The sequence below is a fragment of the Pseudomonas sp. P39-UII1 genome, assembly GCF_039672635.1.
Lineage (GTDB): Bacteria > Pseudomonadota > Gammaproteobacteria > Pseudomonadales > Pseudomonadaceae > Aquipseudomonas.
The window spans coordinates 48818-65578 of sequence record NZ_JBDFPP010000005.1; the positions used below are offsets into that span (position 1 = coordinate 48818).

15 protein-coding genes are annotated in these 16761 nt (G+C 61.7%); 10 read left to right on the forward strand and 5 right to left on the reverse strand.

From position 1 onward, the window contains the following. Positions 1-104 precede the first annotated feature (104 nt). The 7 genes from ABEH27_RS09000 to ABEH27_RS09030 all read left to right on the forward strand — a co-directional run bounded on the left by ABEH27_RS09000 (position 105) and on the right by ABEH27_RS09030 (position 8661). A complete protein-coding gene (locus ABEH27_RS09000; RefSeq protein ID WP_346613239.1) occupies positions 105-1082 on the forward strand; it encodes a glycosyltransferase in 978 nt (325 codons plus the stop codon). Positions 1083-1089: 7 nt separating this feature from the next. Beyond that, positions 1090-2049: a DUF535 family protein gene (locus tag ABEH27_RS09005; protein ID WP_346613240.1), complete on the forward strand. Its 960-nt coding sequence runs from the start codon at positions 1090-1092 to the stop codon at positions 2047-2049. A gap of 76 nt (positions 2050-2125) precedes the next feature. After that, positions 2126-3328 carry a glycosyltransferase gene (locus tag ABEH27_RS09010; protein WP_346613241.1) on the forward strand — a complete coding sequence of 401 codons (1203 nt, stop codon included), beginning with the start codon at positions 2126-2128 and terminating at the stop codon, positions 3326-3328. Then, positions 3325-4512 (forward strand): glycosyltransferase family 2 protein, encoded by a 1188-nt coding sequence (locus tag ABEH27_RS09015; RefSeq protein ID WP_346613242.1) that lies wholly within the window; start codon positions 3325-3327, stop codon positions 4510-4512. Before ABEH27_RS09010 ends, ABEH27_RS09015 begins: the two co-directional genes overlap by 4 nt. Continuing rightward, the gene (locus tag ABEH27_RS09020) at positions 4512-5282 is read left to right on the forward strand and encodes a WecB/TagA/CpsF family glycosyltransferase (RefSeq protein WP_346613243.1); all 771 of its coding nucleotides are present in this window, start codon (positions 4512-4514) and stop codon (positions 5280-5282) included. Before ABEH27_RS09015 ends, ABEH27_RS09020 begins: the two co-directional genes overlap by 1 nt. 210 nt (positions 5283-5492) lie before the next feature. Continuing rightward, complete coding sequence (locus tag ABEH27_RS09025; RefSeq protein WP_346613244.1) at positions 5493-6908, forward strand: undecaprenyl-phosphate glucose phosphotransferase; 1416 nt, start codon at positions 5493-5495, stop codon at positions 6906-6908. 91 nt (positions 6909-6999) lie between these two features. Continuing rightward, positions 7000-8661 (forward strand): phosphoethanolamine transferase, encoded by a 1662-nt coding sequence (locus ABEH27_RS09030; protein WP_346613245.1) that lies wholly within the window; start codon positions 7000-7002, stop codon positions 8659-8661. A gap of 6 nt (positions 8662-8667) precedes the next feature. Here ABEH27_RS09030 and ABEH27_RS09035 read toward each other — a convergent pair whose 3' ends face one another. Then, positions 8668-9627, reverse strand: coding sequence for a LysR substrate-binding domain-containing protein (locus tag ABEH27_RS09035; protein ID WP_346613246.1), 960 nt, complete (start codon positions 9625-9627; stop codon positions 8668-8670). A gap of 146 nt (positions 9628-9773) precedes the next feature. Between ABEH27_RS09035 and ABEH27_RS09040 the strand changes: the two genes are divergently transcribed. Continuing rightward, complete coding sequence (locus tag ABEH27_RS09040) at positions 9774-11150, forward strand: L-serine ammonia-lyase (RefSeq protein ID WP_346613247.1); 1377 nt, start codon at positions 9774-9776, stop codon at positions 11148-11150. Between the two features lie 15 nt (positions 11151-11165). Here the strand turns inward: ABEH27_RS09040 and ABEH27_RS09045 are convergent, their stop codons facing one another. Continuing rightward, positions 11166-11843: a DUF3313 domain-containing protein gene (locus tag ABEH27_RS09045; RefSeq protein WP_346613248.1), complete on the reverse strand. Its 678-nt coding sequence runs from the start codon at positions 11841-11843 to the stop codon at positions 11166-11168. A 202-nt stretch (positions 11844-12045) separates the two neighbouring features. On the opposite strand from ABEH27_RS09045, the gene ABEH27_RS09050 reads away from it, so the two are divergent. After that, positions 12046-12429 carry a type II toxin-antitoxin system RelE/ParE family toxin gene (locus ABEH27_RS09050; protein ID WP_346613249.1) on the forward strand — a complete coding sequence of 128 codons (384 nt, stop codon included), beginning with the start codon at positions 12046-12048 and terminating at the stop codon, positions 12427-12429. Further along, positions 12410-12715 (forward strand): DNA-binding transcriptional regulator, encoded by a 306-nt coding sequence (locus ABEH27_RS09055; protein ID WP_346613250.1) that lies wholly within the window; start codon positions 12410-12412, stop codon positions 12713-12715. Before ABEH27_RS09050 ends, ABEH27_RS09055 begins: the two co-directional genes overlap by 20 nt. A gap of 121 nt (positions 12716-12836) precedes the next feature. Here ABEH27_RS09055 and ABEH27_RS09060 read toward each other — a convergent pair whose 3' ends face one another. From ABEH27_RS09060 to ABEH27_RS09070, 3 genes are all read right to left on the reverse strand, one after another. Then, positions 12837-14132: an FAD-binding oxidoreductase gene (locus tag ABEH27_RS09060; RefSeq protein ID WP_346613251.1), complete on the reverse strand. Its 1296-nt coding sequence runs from the start codon at positions 14130-14132 to the stop codon at positions 12837-12839. Between the two features lie 14 nt (positions 14133-14146). Beyond that, positions 14147-15235 carry a polyamine ABC transporter substrate-binding protein gene (locus ABEH27_RS09065; RefSeq protein ID WP_346613252.1) on the reverse strand — a complete coding sequence of 363 codons (1089 nt, stop codon included), beginning with the start codon at positions 15233-15235 and terminating at the stop codon, positions 14147-14149. A gap of 137 nt (positions 15236-15372) precedes the next feature. Then, positions 15373-16731: a glutamine synthetase family protein gene (locus tag ABEH27_RS09070; RefSeq protein WP_346613253.1), complete on the reverse strand. Its 1359-nt coding sequence runs from the start codon at positions 16729-16731 to the stop codon at positions 15373-15375. Positions 16732-16761 lie beyond the last annotated feature (30 nt).

Here is a 16761-nt window from a genome sequence, read left to right on the forward strand (position 1 = left end):
GTTTGCAACGCAGCATGGACAAGTATCAAGGCTTTTCGTACAGAGCCTAGCCAATGAATGGCCGCGCAAAAGGGTCGTTCCGTCAAGCGCGCGAGTGAGGCCCCATGGTGACAGGCATTGGAGTGGTGGTGATCGGCCGTAATGAAGGCCAGCGCCTTGAGCGCTGCCTGGCGTCGTTGGCCGGGCGTGCGGACAAGATGGTTTATGTGGACTCCGGCTCCACCGACGGCTCCGTGGCGCGGGCGTCGGCGCTGGGTGTCGAGGTGCTGGCGCTGGACATGTCGATACCGTTCACCGCTGCGCGCGCGCGCAACGAAGGCTTCGCCTGCCTGCAGAAATCGCTGCCAGCAATCCGCCATGTGCAGTTCGTCGATGGCGATTGCGAGGTAGATGCCGGCTGGCTGGCCAAGGCACAAGCGTTTCTCGACACGCACCCCCAGGTGGCGGTGGTCTGCGGCCGGCGCCGCGAACGGTTTCCCCAGCACTCGATCTACAACCTGCTCTGCGACCTGGAGTGGGACACGCCGCTGGGCGAGGCCAAGGCCTGTGGTGGCGACGCGCTGATGCGCGTAGATGCCTTCCTGTCGGTGTCTGGGTATCGGCCGGAGCTGATAGCCGGGGAAGAACCCGAGCTGTGCGTGCGTCTGCGCGCCGCTGGCTGGAAAGTCTGGCGCCTGGGCGCCGAAATGACCCTGCACGATGCGGCCATGACCCGCTTCGGCCAGTGGTGGCGGCGTAGCCTGCGGGCAGGTTATGCCTACGCAGAGGGCGCCTACCTGCATGGCGCGCCGCCAGAGCGCCATTGGTTGCGCGAGTCGCGGCGCGCCTGGTTTTGGGGGCTGGGCATTCCGCTGCTGATTGTTTTTGCCAGTGTGTGGCTGGGGCCTTGGGGGCTGCTGCTGCTGTTGCTCTACCCGCTGCAAATGCTGCGGCTGGCGCGGCGTGGCGGCAGGTCGGCGCGTGAGAACGGCTTGCAGGCGGTGTTTCTGGTGCTGGGCAAATTCCCGGAGATGCTCGGCCAGGTGAAGTTCCTGCTTAACCGCCACGCGGCCAGCAAGCCGGTGTTGATCGAGTACAAATGAGATGCCTATGATTTTCACATCGTTAGCGAAAAGTGTGCTCACCTTGCAGCCCGGCTACTCGTTACGGGCGCTGAACAACAAGCGCAAGTTGACGGCAGCGATGATCACGCAGTGGCCGCAGCTGCGCGCGTTCATCCAGCGCATGTCGGGTGCACTGGGCGACGAGCGTTTCGCCAGGCTGGGGGTGGACTGCATCGGCATGGTGCAATGGCCCTACATCAGCAAATGCTGGGAGGCACCCGAGCGTTTCGAGGTGGTGGCGTCGCACTACGAAGTGGTCGCCAAGGATTTCCCTGCACTGTTGCTGCTGGGGCGTGACGAAAGCCGAGTGGTTTGCGACCTGTCGAGCTACGCCAGTGGCTGCACCCTGGTGCTGGACCGGCCCATCTGGTTCAAGCGCGAAGGGGAGCTGGTACTCAACCTTTTTCAGGCTGACCTGCGCGTGGCGTCACTGGCGTTCACGCTGTGCCGCGCCGAGGGTGGGCTGTGCCTGTTCATTGGCGCGGTGCAGGGCATCCACAAGGGCATCGACAGCGAAACGTCGCTGAACATCTACCGCGACCTGACCAAGGATTTCCAAGGGCTGCGCCCCAGAAGCTTCCTGGTCGAAGCCCTCAAGTGCCTGGCCAGAGCGATTGGGGCCACGCACATCTATGCTGTGACTGACCAGTGCCGGCATCACCGCCACCCGTATTTCGGTATTGATAAGGCCCAGGACCTGGCCGCCAACTATGATGTGATATGGCAGGAGAACGGCGCCGAAGGCTCGACGCGCGAGGATTTTTTTGCCGTGCCGATGGCGCCGGCACAGCGCACCCTGGAGGACATAGCGCCAAAGAAACGCGCCATGTACCGCAGGCGCAATGAACTGCTGGACGATGTGTTTGCCAGGATAGAAGCAGCGCTGCCCCGTACGACCGGGCAAAAAGAGCTGCCGCTGCATCCACAACTGGCCTGCAGTCAGTGACGAACAGCAAGAAGAAGGCCAGGGTCTCGCGGAGTCGACCTGGCCATTCGGTAAACGGACTTCGATTTGGGGGCGTATGCGCATTGCTTATTTCATCAATCAGTATCCCAAGGTCAGTCACAGCTTCATCCGGCGCGAAATCCTGGCGCTCGAGCGTCAGGGCATCGAGGTGTTACGCATTGCCTTGCGGGGTTGGGATGCCGAACTGCAAGACAGCGAAGACCTAGCCGAGCGGGAGAAAACCCGCTACGTGCTGCAAGATGGCGTCAAGGGCCTGATGAAACCGATGTTCCAGGCATTGCGCGCTGACCCACGGCGTTTTCTCTCCACTTTGGGCCTTGCCCTGCGCATGGGGCTGCGGGCCGACCGCGCCTGGCCGTATCACCTGGTCTACCTGGCCGAGGCATGCCTTGTCGTGCAGTGGTTGCACGCCTTCGGTGCCGAGCACGTGCATGCGCATTTCGGCACCAACTCCACCGAAGTGGTGATGCTGGCCAATGCGCTCGGCGGGCCCAGTTACAGTTTTACCGTGCACGGCCCGGAGGAGTTCGACAAACCGCAGTTCCTGCACATGGGGGAAAAGGTCCGCCGCGCAGCCTTCGTCGCGGCGGTCAGCTCTTACGGGCGTAGCCAGCTGTTCCGCTGGGTGGCCCACGAGCACTGGGTAAAGGTCAAGGTGGTGCATTGCGGCCTGGAGCGCAGCTTCCACGAGGGCGCTGCCGTTGCCCCCCCGGCCGCGCCGCGGCTGGTATGCGTGGGGCGCCTGTGCGAACAGAAGGGCCAGCTGCTGTTGCTGGAAGCTGCGCGCCTGCTGCTGGCCAAGGGCGTGGCGTTGGAAATGGTGTTGGCCGGTGATGGTGAGATGCGCGAACAGATCGATGCCCTGATCGCGCGCCATGGCATGCAGGCGCAAGTGCGCGTCACCGGCTGGATCAGCAGCGCCCAGGTGCGCGAAGAAATCCTCGCCGCCCGGGCGTTGGTCTTGCCCAGTTTTGCCGAAGGGTTACCGGTGGTGATCATGGAGGCGATGGCCCTGCGCCGTCCGGTACTGACCACTTATGTCGCGGGCATCCCCGAGCTGGTTCGCCAGGGTGAAAACGGCTGGCTGTTCCCGGCAGGCGCTGTCGAGGAGCTGGCCACGGCCATGGCGGACTGCCTGGCGCAACCTGCCGAGGCCCTGCAGCGCATGGGTGAAGCTGCATATGAGCGCGTGCTGCAACGTCACGACATCGACACTGAAGCGGCCAGGCTGGTCAGCTATTTCAAGGCAACTGCATGATGACTTTATTGAGTTGGCTACTGGGCATATTGGCGCTGCTGGTGCTGTTGCCGGTATTGGTGCTGTTGGTCCAGGTGCTGTTGGCCTGCTTGCCGGCGCGGCCGGTGCCTGCATTCAAGGGGCCGCGCCCGCGGGTAGCGGTGCTGGTGCCAGCGCACAACGAGGCGTCGGTGATTGCCTCGGCACTCGCCACTATTCGCCCGCAACTGGTCGAGGGTGATCAGCTGCTGGTAGTGGCGGACAACTGCACCGACGACACCGCGGCACTGGCGCGTGCCGCCGGCGCGCAAGTGATCGAGCGCCAGCACGCGCAGCTGCGGGGCAAGGGCTACGCCCTGGACTACGGTGTACGGCACCTGGCCGAGGCGCCGCCGGATGTGGTGGTGATCATCGACGCGGACTGCCAGGTGAGCGCGGGCACGGTCGAGCGCCTGGCCCACTGTTGCATCGAGTCCGGGCGGCCGGCGCAGTCGCTTTACCTGATGCATGCGCCTGCAGGCGCGGGGCTCAAGGTTCAGGTCGCCGAGTTTGCCTGGCGCGTGAAGAACCTGGTGCGCCCGCGCGGCTGGACCCGGCTGGGGCTACCGTGCCAGTTGATGGGCGCGGGGATGGCGTTCAGCTGGCAGGATGTCACCGCCGCTAATCTGGCGACCGGCCATCTGGTCGAAGATATCAAGCTGGGCCTGGAGCTTTGCCGTGACGGCAAGCCGCCGCTGTTCTGCCCGACAGCGCAAGTCACCAGCCAGTTCCCCACCAGCCAGGAAGGCCTGACCAGCCAGCGTACGCGCTGGGAGCATGGCCATTTGGGGTTGGTGCTGGCAGAAGGGCCAGGGTTGATCGGCCGCGCGCTGGCGCAGCGCAACTGGCCTTTGTTGGCCATGACCGTCGACCTGCTGGTCCCGCCACTGGCGTTGCTGTCGTTGGCCATGATGGTGGTGTTCACGGTGGCCTGGCTGGCGTTGCTGGCGCTGGATATCGTGCTGCCGGCGGTGATCGCCACGGTCAGCCTGGCCTTGCTGGGTGCCGCGGTGCTGCTGGCCTGGTGGCGCTTCTCGCGTGAGCTGATTCCGTTTTCCGTGCTGTTGTATGCGCCGTTCTACGCGGCGAAGAAGATCCCCCTGTACCTCGGGTTTCTGCTCAAGCGCCAGGTGGAATGGGTGCGCTCAAAACGGGATGACAACTGATGGGTGACTGGGCTTGGCTCAAACGTTGGAAGTCGATCATCGGCAAGTTGCGCGTGGTCAGTGACGCGGCCGACGAGCAGCAGGTACTCGAGGCGCTGCGTGCTCCGCAAACCGCTACTGTGCTCGGCTTCGTCAATGCCCATGCGATGAACCTGGTGGCCGCCGACAAGCACTACTGCGAGGCGCTGGCGGCCGCCGACGTGCTGCTGCGCGATGGCTCGGGGATCGCAATACTGTACCGGCGCCTGGGGCTGGCCCCCGGTTTGAACATGAATGGCACCGACTTCATTCCCGAGTTACTGGCAGCGTACGAGGGCAGGCGGGTGGCGTTCTGGGGTACACAGGAACCTTACCTGTCCCAGGCAGCGCAGCGCAGCGAGGCCTTGTACGGCGTGCAGGTGGTTTCGGTGCACGACGGGTTCTCCGGGGCCGAAACCTACCTCGAGCTGGCCACGGCGCTACAGCCCGAGCTGATCGTACTGGGCATGGGTATGCCTAAACAGGAAAACGTCGCCGCGCGACTGGCCGACATTGGCAGGCCCTGCCTGATCGTCTGCGGCGGGGCGATTCTGGATTTCATCGGCGGCAAGGTGACACGGGCACCGAATTGGCTGCGCCGGCTGGGTGGCGAGTGGCTTTACCGGTTATGCAGGGAGCCCAAGCGGCTGTTTGTCCGCTATGTGGTTGGCAACCCGCTTTTCCTGCTGCGCGCGCTGATGTGCTCGAAAGCGACCTTTCCAGGTGCTCAAGGCAAGCCCGGGCGGATCTGAAGGGCGCTGGCTGGACAGGGTGAAAACGCCAGAACGGACGGCATGAAGGATTGGCCACCGGCGCTGCTGGCGGTGTGCTGCTACAGTGAAAGCAATGGCGTGGGGTGCCGTACGTTGAATTTAATGATTTTGTATTAAATCTAAGGTTGGTTTTATCGCATTGATGTAATGGGCATGCGTAAGTCGCGCACCTGAAAAAGAGGCCTCATAATGGTATTCGAGCCTAGAAGCAGCCGTTCCTTGCTCCAGCGTAGAAGCAGCGTGAGTAACGCCATTCAAGCAGGGCTCGATGGAATCGCTGTCACCGGTGTGGCGTGGTACTTGATATATGATCGGTTCGGTTACATTACCTCTGACTATGTAATCATGCTGCTGTTGCTGATTGGTGCGTTAGCGGTCATTTACGACCATTACGCCATTTACCGAAGCAACGTGGGGTTGTCGGTCAAAGCCTTCCGGTTATTCAAGGCCTGGTCGGCAACGTTCTGTTTTTTAGTGGTGATCGCGTTCGTCACCAAACAAAGTGAAACCTATTCCCGGTTATTGGTTGGCCAGCTGTTTGTTATTGGCTACGTCGTTCAGTTGCTGTTGCATATTGTCATGCGTGAACTGCAAAAGCGTTTTACCGCGCGTGCCCGCCTGGACAATGCCTTGATTATCGGTGGTGGCGATCTGGCCAACTTCCTTTATCAGAAGATCAGCAATAACCCGTGGTTCGGTGAACGGGTAGTGGGTTGTGTGCTTATTGATGAAGCCGACGGGGGGGACACGGGCGATACAAAACTGCGTTTGCCAGTGCTGGGGCGCATTGGCGACCTGGATGAGATTATCGCCAAGCAGGCGATCCGCACGGTGTACCTGGTAACGCCGCTTGGCGGCTCTGAACTGATCAACGACGTCTACCTGAGGCTGCTGGACAAGTGCATCGCCGTCAACTGGGTGCCGGACATCTTCTCCCTGCGGCTGATCAACCACAGTGTGCGTGAGATAGCCGGTATTCCGGTGCTGACCTTGTCTGAAACACCGCTGACCGGGATGAGCCTGTTCCTGAAGAACCTGGAAGACCGGGTGCTGGCGGCGTTCATTCTGCTGTGCGCCTCACCGGTATTGCTGGTGGTGGCCGCCGTCATCAAGTTCGACAGCCCCGGGCCGGTGTTCTTCCGCCAGGAACGCACGGGCTGGACGGGGGAATCATTCCGTATCTGGAAGTTTCGCAGCATGCGGGTGCACCAGCCTGAGAGTGGCGTGGTGCAGCAGGCGCAGAAGAATGACCCCAGGCTGACGCGGGTGGGTGCCTTCATTCGCCGCACCAGCCTGGATGAGCTGCCCCAGCTGTTCAATGTACTGACGGGCGAAATGTCGTTGGTGGGCCCACGCCCACATGCGCTGCAGCATGACACGCTGTATTCCCAGGACATCGTCGACTACTTCGCCCGCCACAACATCAAACCTGGCATGACCGGCCTGGCGCAGGTGCGTGGCCACAGAGGCGAGACCAAGGACATCGAACAGATGATCCAGCGGGTGAATTCGGACATCGAGTACATCAACAACTGGTCGCTGTGGCTCGACTTCGTGATCCTGGTACGAACGCTCAATGCCTTCACCGGCAAGCAGGCTTACTAGGGTCTGTAAGAAAACTGTGTGTGCAGGCGCTGGCTTGCCTGCGCCTACAGGACATTCACCCGCGTTCACGCGCTCATCCGGGTCATCGAATATGAAAAGCAGGTCCCGGTTTGGTGAGGGTGCGGCGAAGGTAGCGAAGGCAGAATGGCCGACTCTGTTGTTGTGGTCGTTCCTGCTGTCGCCGTTGCTGATCAGGTTGCTGGCAGACTGCAGGTGCTCGAAAACGGACCTGCTGGTGTACTACACGCTTGGCATTTCACTGCTGTGGCTGCTGGCAATACGCTTCGTTTCAGGCAATCAATTCAAGGTTCATGTGTACTTGCTGCCGTTTTATCTGGTGGCGAGCGTAGACCTGTTCCTGGTACTCAACTTCGGCTCGAGGTTGACGGCCGCCTATCTTTTCATCGGCCTGACCAACTACAAGGAAGCGGGCGATTTTCTGAGTACCTACGGGTCTTCGATCATTATGGTATTGCTGGTGTTCGTGTTGTGTTATGGCGTCGGCCTGGCGGGCCTTTACCGGCGAACGTTATACAAGAGCAAAGCTGTTTTCTGTTTCGCAATCGGTGCCTTGCTGGTTGGCTACGGTGCCTATTTTTATAAAACCGTGAAACTCAATTCGTTCGGCAAGAGCGCCGTTCTCGACCTGGCGGCAAAAGACCAAAGTACGCCGGTCGGTTATCTGTCACAAATCGGATTGACCGCCAGCTTGTACACAGAATCGAAAAAGTACATCAAGCAGCGCCTGGAGTCCGAAGTCAATATAACGTCGATATCGGACCAGTCCGGTATAGAGACCTTGGTGTTCGTGATTGGCGAATCCTCGCGCCCGCACAACTGGTCGCTGTTCGGCTACCCCAATGCAACCACGCCCAACCTTGATAAAGAGACGGGGGTTTTCAAGTTCACCAGCATGTGCACCACCGCCCCTTACACCTCGGTCGCGGTGCCTTCGCTGCTCAGCCTCGAGCCCATCAAGCACTGGGACCTGATTGCCTCGACCAAATCCCTGGTCGGCATCTACCGTGCGGCCGGCTACAAGACTTACTGGCTGTCATCGCAGGAGGTCGACAGTTTTGGCGGGATCATTCCGCAAATTGCCGCCGAGGCGCAAAACCGTCAGTATTTTGAACGCAGCTATGATGGGGCGTTGATTTCAGCGTATGAAAAAATAATTCAGCAGGGCGCGGGGCAGAAGCAGGCGATCTTCATCCATATCAAAGGCAGCCATTTCGACTACGCGCGGCGTTACCCGCGGGAGTTCGCCAAATTTACGCCTGCAACGGACAGTGCCAAGGACAGGATTACCGCCAACTACGACAACTCGGTGTTGTACACCGACTGGCTGCTAGGCACGATCATCGAGCAGTTGAAGACCAGCCAACGCAAGGCGCTGCTGGTCTATTCGTCAGACCATGGTGAAAACTTGCTGGATGACAGCCGTGGCCTGCTCGGCCACGGCATGGGCAATGAGTATGATCTTTCGGTGGCGGCGTTTATCTGGGCCTCTGCCAACCTGCCTCAGCAGCAGGCGCAAAAGCTGCAGAAACTTCAAGAGAGGGAAGGGCAGCGCATCAGCATTTCCTCCTTGCCGCATACGCTGCTGACCATCACCGGTATTTCGATGCCAGGTTACGACAGCACTCACGACTTGCTGAGCAACGATTTCGTCCCGTCGCAATGCCCTTTTCTGCTTGGCACCGGTTACGTTCCGTCGTTCGACTTCGATGTGAATCGGGTCGCGGCTGAATGATCACACTCATGGCCCGTTGTTGGCCGTGTCTGTTTGAATGGGGTGCTGAGCAAGAAACGTCTTCGCTTCAGCCACCAACCAGTCGTGCACCGCGCGTGCCCCCGGCTGGTTGAGGCCGCCAGGTGGGTAATGCACCACATAACGTTTGTGGTTGGCGATCGGCACGCCGAACGGCACGATCAGGGCGCCTCGCTCCAGTTCGTCATTGAGCAGCGTGCGCCGCGCAATCGCCACGCCTACCCCGGCAATCGCCGCTTCGATGGTCAGGTGGTTGCGGTTGAAGGTGTGCCCGCGTCGCACATCCAGGCCGGGTGAGCCAATGCCCTCCAGGTAGAACTCCCATTCGGCGAAATCCGAGCTGCCACGCCAGGCGGTGATGTCGTGCAGCAATGGGTAATGCGCCAGGTCCGCAGGCCCGTGCAGCGGTGGCCGGCCACGCAGCAGGGCAGGGGAGCAGACCGGAAAGATCTGTTCGTCCAGCAACGGCGTCGAGAGCATGCCGGGGTAGCTGCCGTCATTCAGGTCGATGGCCAGGTCGAAGTCGCCCGGGTGCAGTGCCTGCGCGCTGTCCTCGGCCACCAGGCGCAGTTCGATGTCTGGGTAGCGCTGCTGGAACCGCGGCAGCCGCGGTGTCAGCCACTTGGCCAGGAACGAGGGGATTGAGCGCAGGCGCAGGGTGCCACGGATTTCACCGGCGTCCAGGCGCAACAGCTCGGCCTCGATGCTGCCATAGGCCTCGGCAACCGTCTGCGCCAGGCGCTGGCCTTCGGCGCTCAATTCAACGCCGCGGGCGCGGCGCAGGAACAACCGGTAGCCCAGGCGCTCTTCCAGCTGGCGCATCTGTTGGCTGACTGCACCGGGGGTAATGTGCAGTTCCTCGGCGCAGCGCGTGAACGACAGGTGCCGGGCCGCACAGGAAAAGACATGCAGCCAGACGAACATCTGGCCGTTGAGCTGTCGCCGCATCGTTTAGCTCCACTAAAGCCTTGCTTAGAAAGTTTCGTTGGTCATCAACGACTGAGCGCGTCAGTATCGCGCAAATCCGCAGTTGCGTTCAATTTACTCAGTTAGCCGCGTATCGGCGTTTCATGCCGGCGCGGTCAGGCATTAGCATGGCTATCAGTGTTTTCGACCTTTTCAAAATTGGCATAGGCCCGTCCAGCTCCCACACCGTCGGCCCGATGCGGGCAGCGGCAACCTTCGCCCAGGCCTTGCGAGCGCAGGGGCTGCTGGGCCAGGTGAGCCGTGTCGAGGTGCGCCTGTATGGCTCGCTGTCAGCCACCGGGGTGGGCCATGCGACTGATCGTGCCTGCCTGCTTGGCCTGATGGGGCAGTGGCCGGACCGGATCGACCCGTCCACCATCGATTCGCGTATCGGCCAGGTGATGCAGGAGCAATGCCTGATGCTCGATGGCAGCCAGCCGCTGACCTTCGTCTACGCCCGCGACATGTTGCTGTTGGACGAGAACCTGCCGTATCACCCCAATGCCATGAGCCTGGAGGCCTTGGACGGGCAGGCCAGCCTGTTGTGCCAGACCTACTACTCGGTGGGGGGTGGTTTTATCGTCGAGCAGGGCGAAATCGATGCGCCGCAGGCCGAGGCCAATGCCGTCACGCTGCCCTACGCGTTTTCCAGTGGGGCCCAGCTGCTTGCCCTGTGCAAGGCCCACCAGCTGAGCGTGGCACAGCTGATGATGGCCAACGAGTGCGCCTGGCGCCCTGAGGCCGAGGTGCGTGAAGGCTTGCTGCAGATCTGGGCGGCGATGCGCGAGTGCGTCGACAATGGCTTGCGCAACGAAGGCATCCTGCCGGGCGGCCTGGGCGTCAAGCGCCGCGCCGCGCGCCTGCACCGCAGTTTGCAGGAGCTGGGCAAGCCCAACGTCATCGGCTCGACCTTGAGTGCCATGGAGTGGGTAAACCTGTTTGCCCTGGCGGTCAACGAAGAAAACGCCGCTGGCGGGCGCATGGTCACCGCACCGACCAATGGCGCGGCGGGCATCATCCCTGCGGTGCTGCACTACTACATGAAGTTCAACCCCGAGGCCTGTGACGATGACGTGGTGGCGTTCATGCTGGCTGCTGCCGCTGTAGGCATCCTGTGCAAGACAAACGCTTCTATATCCGGTGCAGAGGTAGGCTGCCAGGGTGAGGTGGGGTCTGCCTGTTCGATGGCCGCGGCCGGCCTTGCCCAAGTCCTGGGCGCCACGCCGCCACAGCTGGAAAACGCCGCCGAAATTGCCCTTGAGCACAACCTCGGGCTGACCTGCGACCCGGTCGGCGGGTTGGTCCAGGTGCCCTGCATCGAGCGCAACGCGATTGCTGCGGTCAAGGCCATCAATGCTGTGCAGATGGCCCTGCGGGGTGATGGCGAGCACTTCATCTCGCTGGATCGGGTTATCCGCACGATGCGTGATACGGGTGCGGACATGCATGCCAACTACAAGGAAACCTCCAGAGGCGGCCTTGCGGTCGCCTTTGTGGAGTGCTGATCAGCCGTCACTGGCTCATTTGGCCTTGTTGCGCAGGGCCACGAAGCTGCTACGCATGTCCTTGGCCCAGCCATCGAGCACAGGCTTGACGTCGTTCAGGGTGAGTTTCTGGGTATCGTTTTCCAGTTCCTTGCCTGTGCCCTTGCGCACCACCTGCGCCAGTACCTTCTGGCTGGCGCCATCGAGGAATGCGGCCTCCACGCCGACGTCCACCTCCTGATCGCGACCGCCCATGGCGGTATTCACCCCGGCCGCAACCAGCGCGATCGGGATCACTTCGTAGGGTTTGAGGCCTTCATTGCCGGTCGATACGGCAGTGATCGCCGGGCGCACCACGATCGTGCCGGGGCCGGGGGCCTTGACCAGTGTCAGCACGCTGCCCATTTCACGGCGCAGAGCGTCATTGAAGTAGCGGGTGATTTCCTGCAGGGTCTGTGCGGAGATGACTGCGGTGGGTTGAGGCTTGGGATAGAACTGGCTGGGCTCGATGAAAATCTGGGTGTACTGGCTGGCACTGACCTTCGGGTCGATCCAGCGCATCACCGGCGCGCCTGAGGGGCTTTCAGCTGGCTGCAGCCGGCTGTAGTCCTGAAGGAAACCTGAATAGTCCTTCGGGTCCACGCGGTTGCTCGAGCAGGCGGCCACGGCGAGCAAAGCAGCGCACAACAGGGTGATGCGAGGCAGTGATTTCATGATGGTGATGCGTCCATGAGGGGGTGGCCAGAACAACGCTAGCAGGTGCGCGGCGGTTGGCCAGTGGTCAACCCGTGATTGACCTTTAGCTCACCCCTTCAAAGCGAAGCCTCCTACGACACGGGGCGAATTCGCCATCTTTGCTTCTGTGAGTATTAATGGAAAATATGCCCGCAACGGGTATAGTTTTGAGGAAGCGTTCATGGACGTGTTGAAGCGCAAGGATTTCGCGCGGTGGCAAGCGGCGCAGGGGCTTACTGACGGCATGTTGTGCCATGCAGTGGACGAAATGCGCAGGGGCTTGGTCGATGCCGCCCTCGGTGGTGACCTGTACAAGAAGCGAGTAGCGAGGCATGGCTGCGGCAAGCGCGGTGGCTACCGAACCCTCCTTTCTGCGCGTGTGGGTAACCGGTATGTTTTTTTGCACGGCTTCGCCAAGTGCGACAAGGCCAATATTTCGTTGGAAGAACAGAAGGCGCTGCGCTTTGCTGGCAGGGTTTTCCTGGAGTTGTCACCGCTGGCACTGTACAGGGCATTGAAATCAGGTGTGTTAATGGAGGTCTGCTGTGAGCAGCAAGCTTGTTGAATCGTTACGGGAGGATCTTGAAGCCCTCCATGAAGCAGGAGCTGTTGGCAAGGTGACCCTCAGGGATTTCGAAATGCTGTGTCCTGCACCTGTGCGGGATTTCAGCGCCCTTGATATCCGGCGGTTACGCGAAACGCTGAATTTCAGCCAACCGGTCTTTGCGCTGCATTTGCATACGAGCGCGTCGACCATTCGTAAATGGGAGCAAGGGGAAACGCGCCCGGCCGGCCCTGCGCTCAAATTGCTAAATGTCATTGCAATCAAAGGCTTGCAAGCAATCCTTTGATTGCATTGTGAACTCGTGCCATTTCCGTAAAAACGTCTACTAATCAAGAAGATGCATCGTTGTCTTGAAGTAGTTTCCGAAATTTGCAGGCGGCGAGCCGCATGCCCACCGTAAAAGGTTACTACCCCAACACCTCCCGCAACCGATACCACAACATCCCCAACGCCAGCAGCGGCGAGCGCAATGCCTTGCCGCCCGGGAAGGTCAGGTGTGGCACAGCACTGAACACATCCAGCCCCTGACTTTCCCCAACGGCGATCCCCTCTGCAAGCAGCTTCGCCGTCCAGTGCGTCACGTTCAGGCCATGCCCGGAATAGCCTTGGGCGTAGTACACATTAGGGTACTGGCTGAGCCGCCCGACCTGGGGGAAGCGGTTGGCGGTAATGCCGATCATGCCGCCCCACTGGTAATCGATGCGCACGTCGCCCAATTGCGGGAACACCTTGAGCACTTTTGGCCGCATATAACCGGCAATGTCCTTGGGGTCGCGCCCGGAATAGTGGCACGCACCGCCAAACAGCAGGCGGCGGTCGGCGGTGAGGCGGTAGTAATCCAGGCCGACTTTCTGGTCGCACATGGCCATGTTTTGCGGGATCAGCGCCTGGGCGACGGCCTCGGGCAAGGGTTCGGTGGCGACTACGTAGCTGCCGGCGGGCAGCACCTTGCCGCTCAGGCGGGGTTCCAGTTCGTCGAGGTGGGCATTGCAACCCAGCACCAAGCTCTGCGCCCGGACCTTGCCGCGCGCTGTGTACAGGGTCACCGTAGGGCCATGCTCGATGCGCAGCACCGGGCTCTGCTCAAAGATGCGCACGCCCAGGCCATGGGCCGCGCGCGCTTCGCCCTGGACCAGGTCGAGCGGGTGCAGGTGGCCCGAGCCCATGTCTACCAGGCCGCCGGCGTACTGTTCGCTGGCGACGATTTCATGCAGCCGCTCGGGGCCGACCAGGCGTGTTTCGTGGCGGTAGCCAAGCGCTGCCAACTCAGCCTGTTCGTCCTTGAAGGCGGCGAACTGGGCGGGCGTATTGGCCAATTCGCAGAAACCCCAGCGCAAGTCGCAGGCAATACCGTACTGCTCGATGCGTTCGGCCACCAGGGCCACCGAATCGATGCCGGCCTGCTTCAGGTAGCGCACCCCGTCCTGGCCGACGTAGCGGGCAAAACCGCTGACATCATGGCCGATGCCGCGAATCAGCTGGCCGCCGTTGCGCCCGCTGGCGCCCCAGCCGATGCGCCGGCCTTCCAGCAGGATCACCGACAGGCCGCGCTCGGCAAGCTCCAGCGCGGTATTCACGCCCGTCAGCCCGCCGCCGACTACGCACACGTCGGCGCTCAGTTCACCGTCGAGGCTGGGGTAGGGCGCGGTATCGCGCGCAGTAGCGGCGTAGTACGACGCGGTGTGTTGAGTAGTGAAAGGCATGGCGCGTTCTCGGCTCAGCGGTTGGACTTGATCTTGCTCCAGGAGCGGGTCATGACCCGCATGATCTGCGGGGTCGGGGTGCTTGAGATGTACAGCTTGTCCAGCACCTCCTGGGGTGGGTAGATCTCGGGGTTGTTGACCAGCGAGGGGTCCATGTCGGCCTTGGCATCCGGGTTGGCGTTGGCGTAGCCGACGGTGGCGCTGACCTTGGCGATCACCTTCGGCTCCAGCAGGTAGTTGATGAACGCCAGGGCCTGGTCGGGGTTGCCGGCATCCTTGGGAATGGCCAGCAGGTCGAACCACAGGTTGCTGCCTTCTTTCGGGATGCTGTAGGCGATCTTCACGCCGTTGTTGGCCTCCACTGCGCGGTTGGCCGCCTGGAACACGTCGCCGGAGTAGCCGAAGGCCACGCAGATGTCACCGTTTGCGAGGTCTGAAACATACTTGGAAGAATGGAAGTAGGTGATGTAAGGGCGCAGCGCCAGCAGGCGTGCTTCGGCCTTGGCGTAATCCGCCGCCTTTTCGCTGCGCGGGTCCATGCCCAGGTAGTTGAGCATGGCCGGGAACAGCTCGTCGGGCGAGTCCATGAACGCCACGCCGCATTGCTTGAGCTTTTTCAGGTTTTCCGGCTCGAACAGCACCGCCCAGGAGTCGATACGCTCGATACCCAGCGCGGCCTTGACCTTTTCAACGTTGTAGCCGATGCCGTTGGTGCCCCACAGGTACGGCACCGCGTACTGGTTGCCCGGGTCGTTCTGTTCAAGCTGCTTGAGCAGCTTGGGGTCCAGGTGCTTCCAGTTCGGCAGCTTGCTGCGGTCCAGTGGCAGGAACGCGCCTGCCTGTGCCTGGCGGGCCAGGAAGTGGTTGGACGGCACGACCACGTCGTAGCCGGTGCGGCCGGCGAGCAGCTTGCCTTCGAGGGTTTCGTTGGAGTCGAACACGTCATAGACGACCTTGATCCCGCTGCTGGCCTGGAAGTCGGCCAGGGTGGTGTCACCGATGTAGTCGGTCCAGTTGTACACGCTGACGGTGGGCGTGGCCTGCGCGGCGGCGCCGAACAGCAGGGTGAATGCTGCGGGTATCAGGGATTGCAGATGACGCATGTCGACACCTCGTTGGTCTTGTTATTTGAATTCGGTGTTGTGGGGCTGCTGTGCAGCCCAATCGCCGGCACGCCGGCCCCCACAGGTACAGCGTTGGCAACACCTGCCCCTGTGGGAGCCGGCTTGCCGGCGATGCGTTACACGCTGAGCAGCAGGAACTCACGCTCCCAGGAACTGATCACACGCTTGAAGTTTTCATGCTCGGCACGCTTGACCGCCACGTAGCCCTGGACGAACTGCTTGCCCAGGTAGCGCTGCACGGTCTGGCAGTCCTCCATGTGCTGCAGGGCGTCTTCGATGGTGATCGGCAGGCGCAGGTTGCGCCGCTCGTAGGCGCGGCCTTGTACCGGCGCGCTGGGCTCGACCTTCTCGACCATGCCCAGGTAGCCGCACAGCAGGCTCGCGGCAATCGCCAGGTAAGGGTTGGCGTCGGCGCCCGGCAGGCGGTTTTCCACGCGCATTGCCTCGGGGCTGGATGTGGGTACGCGCAAGCCGGCGGTGCGGTTTTCCTCGCCCCATTCGACGTTCACCGGTGCCGAGGTGTCCGGCAGGAAGCGGCGGAACGAGTTGACGTTCGGGGCGAACATCGGCAGCAGCTTTGGGATGTACTTCTGCAGGCCGCCGATATGATGCAGGAACAGCTCGCTCATGCTGCCATCGTCGTTGGCGAACACCGGCTTGCCGGTGGCGATGTCGACCACGCTCTGGTGCAGGTGCATGGCGCTGCCCGGCTCATCGGTGATCGGCTTGGCCATGAAGGTGGCGGTGACGTTGTGCTTGAGCGCCGCCTCACGCATCGTGCGCTTGAACACGGTGATCTGGTCGGCCAGGTCCAGCGCGTCGCCGTGGCGGAAGTTGATCTCCATCTGCGCCGGGCCGTCTTCGTGGATCAGCGTGTCGAGGTCCAGGCCCTGCAGCTCGCACCAATCGTAGACGTCTTCGAACAACGGGTCGAATTCGTTGGCAGCGTCGATCGAAAACGACTGGCGCCCGCTTTCGGCGCGGCCCGAGCGGCCCAGCGGTACTTGCAGCGGCAAGTCTGGGTCTTCGCAGCGCTTGGTCAGGTAGAACTCCATTTCCGGCGCGACGATCGGCTGCCAGCCTTGGTCAGCGTAAAGCTTGAGCACCTTTTTCAGGACGTTGCGCGGCGACAGCTCGATCGGGTTGCCTTGCTTGTCGAAGGTATCGTGGATAACGATCGCGGTCGGCTCGATGGCCCAGGGTATCTGATACACCGCCGTAGGGTCGGGGCGGCAGACCATGTCGATGTCGGCGGCATCGAGCAGGCTGTAGTAGATGTCGTCGTCGACGTAGTCGCCAGTGACGGTCTGCAGCAGCACGCTTTCAGGCAGGCGCATGCCACGCTCGTGGAGGAACTTGGCAGTCGGTGCGATCTTGCCGCGGGCGATGCCGGTCAGGTCGCTGATCACGCATTCGACTTCGGTGATGCGGTGTTCTTTCAGCCAGGTAGAAAGCTGATCGAAAGGGGCGTTCATACAGACCTCTTGATTGGGTTTTGTTGTGGG

Bases quoted from the DNA above. Each gene is read 5' to 3' on its own strand.
- ABEH27_RS09000 (WP_346613239.1), top strand. From the start codon at position 105: ATGGTGACAGGCATTGGAGTGGTGGTGATCGGCCGTAATGAAGGCCAG.
- ABEH27_RS09005 (WP_346613240.1), top strand. From the start codon at position 1,090: ATGATTTTCACATCGTTAGCGAAAAGTGTGCTCACCTTGCAGCCCGGC.
- ABEH27_RS09010 (WP_346613241.1), top strand. From the start codon at position 2,126: ATGCGCATTGCTTATTTCATCAATCAGTATCCCAAGGTCAGTCACAGC.
- ABEH27_RS09015 (WP_346613242.1), top strand. From the start codon at position 3,325: ATGATGACTTTATTGAGTTGGCTACTGGGCATATTGGCGCTGCTGGTG.
- ABEH27_RS09020 (WP_346613243.1), top strand. From the start codon at position 4,512: ATGGGTGACTGGGCTTGGCTCAAACGTTGGAAGTCGATCATCGGCAAG.
- ABEH27_RS09025 (WP_346613244.1), top strand. From the start codon at position 5,493: ATGGTATTCGAGCCTAGAAGCAGCCGTTCCTTGCTCCAGCGTAGAAGC.
- ABEH27_RS09030 (WP_346613245.1), top strand. From the start codon at position 7,000: ATGAAAAGCAGGTCCCGGTTTGGTGAGGGTGCGGCGAAGGTAGCGAAG.
- ABEH27_RS09035 (WP_346613246.1), bottom strand. From the start codon at position 9,627: ATGCGGCGACAGCTCAACGGCCAGATGTTCGTCTGGCTGCATGTCTTT.
- ABEH27_RS09040 (WP_346613247.1), top strand. From the start codon at position 9,774: ATGGCTATCAGTGTTTTCGACCTTTTCAAAATTGGCATAGGCCCGTCC.
- ABEH27_RS09045 (WP_346613248.1), bottom strand. From the start codon at position 11,843: ATGAAATCACTGCCTCGCATCACCCTGTTGTGCGCTGCTTTGCTCGCC.
- ABEH27_RS09050 (WP_346613249.1), top strand. From the start codon at position 12,046: ATGGACGTGTTGAAGCGCAAGGATTTCGCGCGGTGGCAAGCGGCGCAG.
- ABEH27_RS09060 (WP_346613251.1), bottom strand. From the start codon at position 14,132: ATGCCTTTCACTACTCAACACACCGCGTCGTACTACGCCGCTACTGCG.
- ABEH27_RS09065 (WP_346613252.1), bottom strand. From the start codon at position 15,235: ATGCGTCATCTGCAATCCCTGATACCCGCAGCATTCACCCTGCTGTTC.
- ABEH27_RS09070 (WP_346613253.1), bottom strand. From the start codon at position 16,731: ATGAACGCCCCTTTCGATCAGCTTTCTACCTGGCTGAAAGAACACCGC.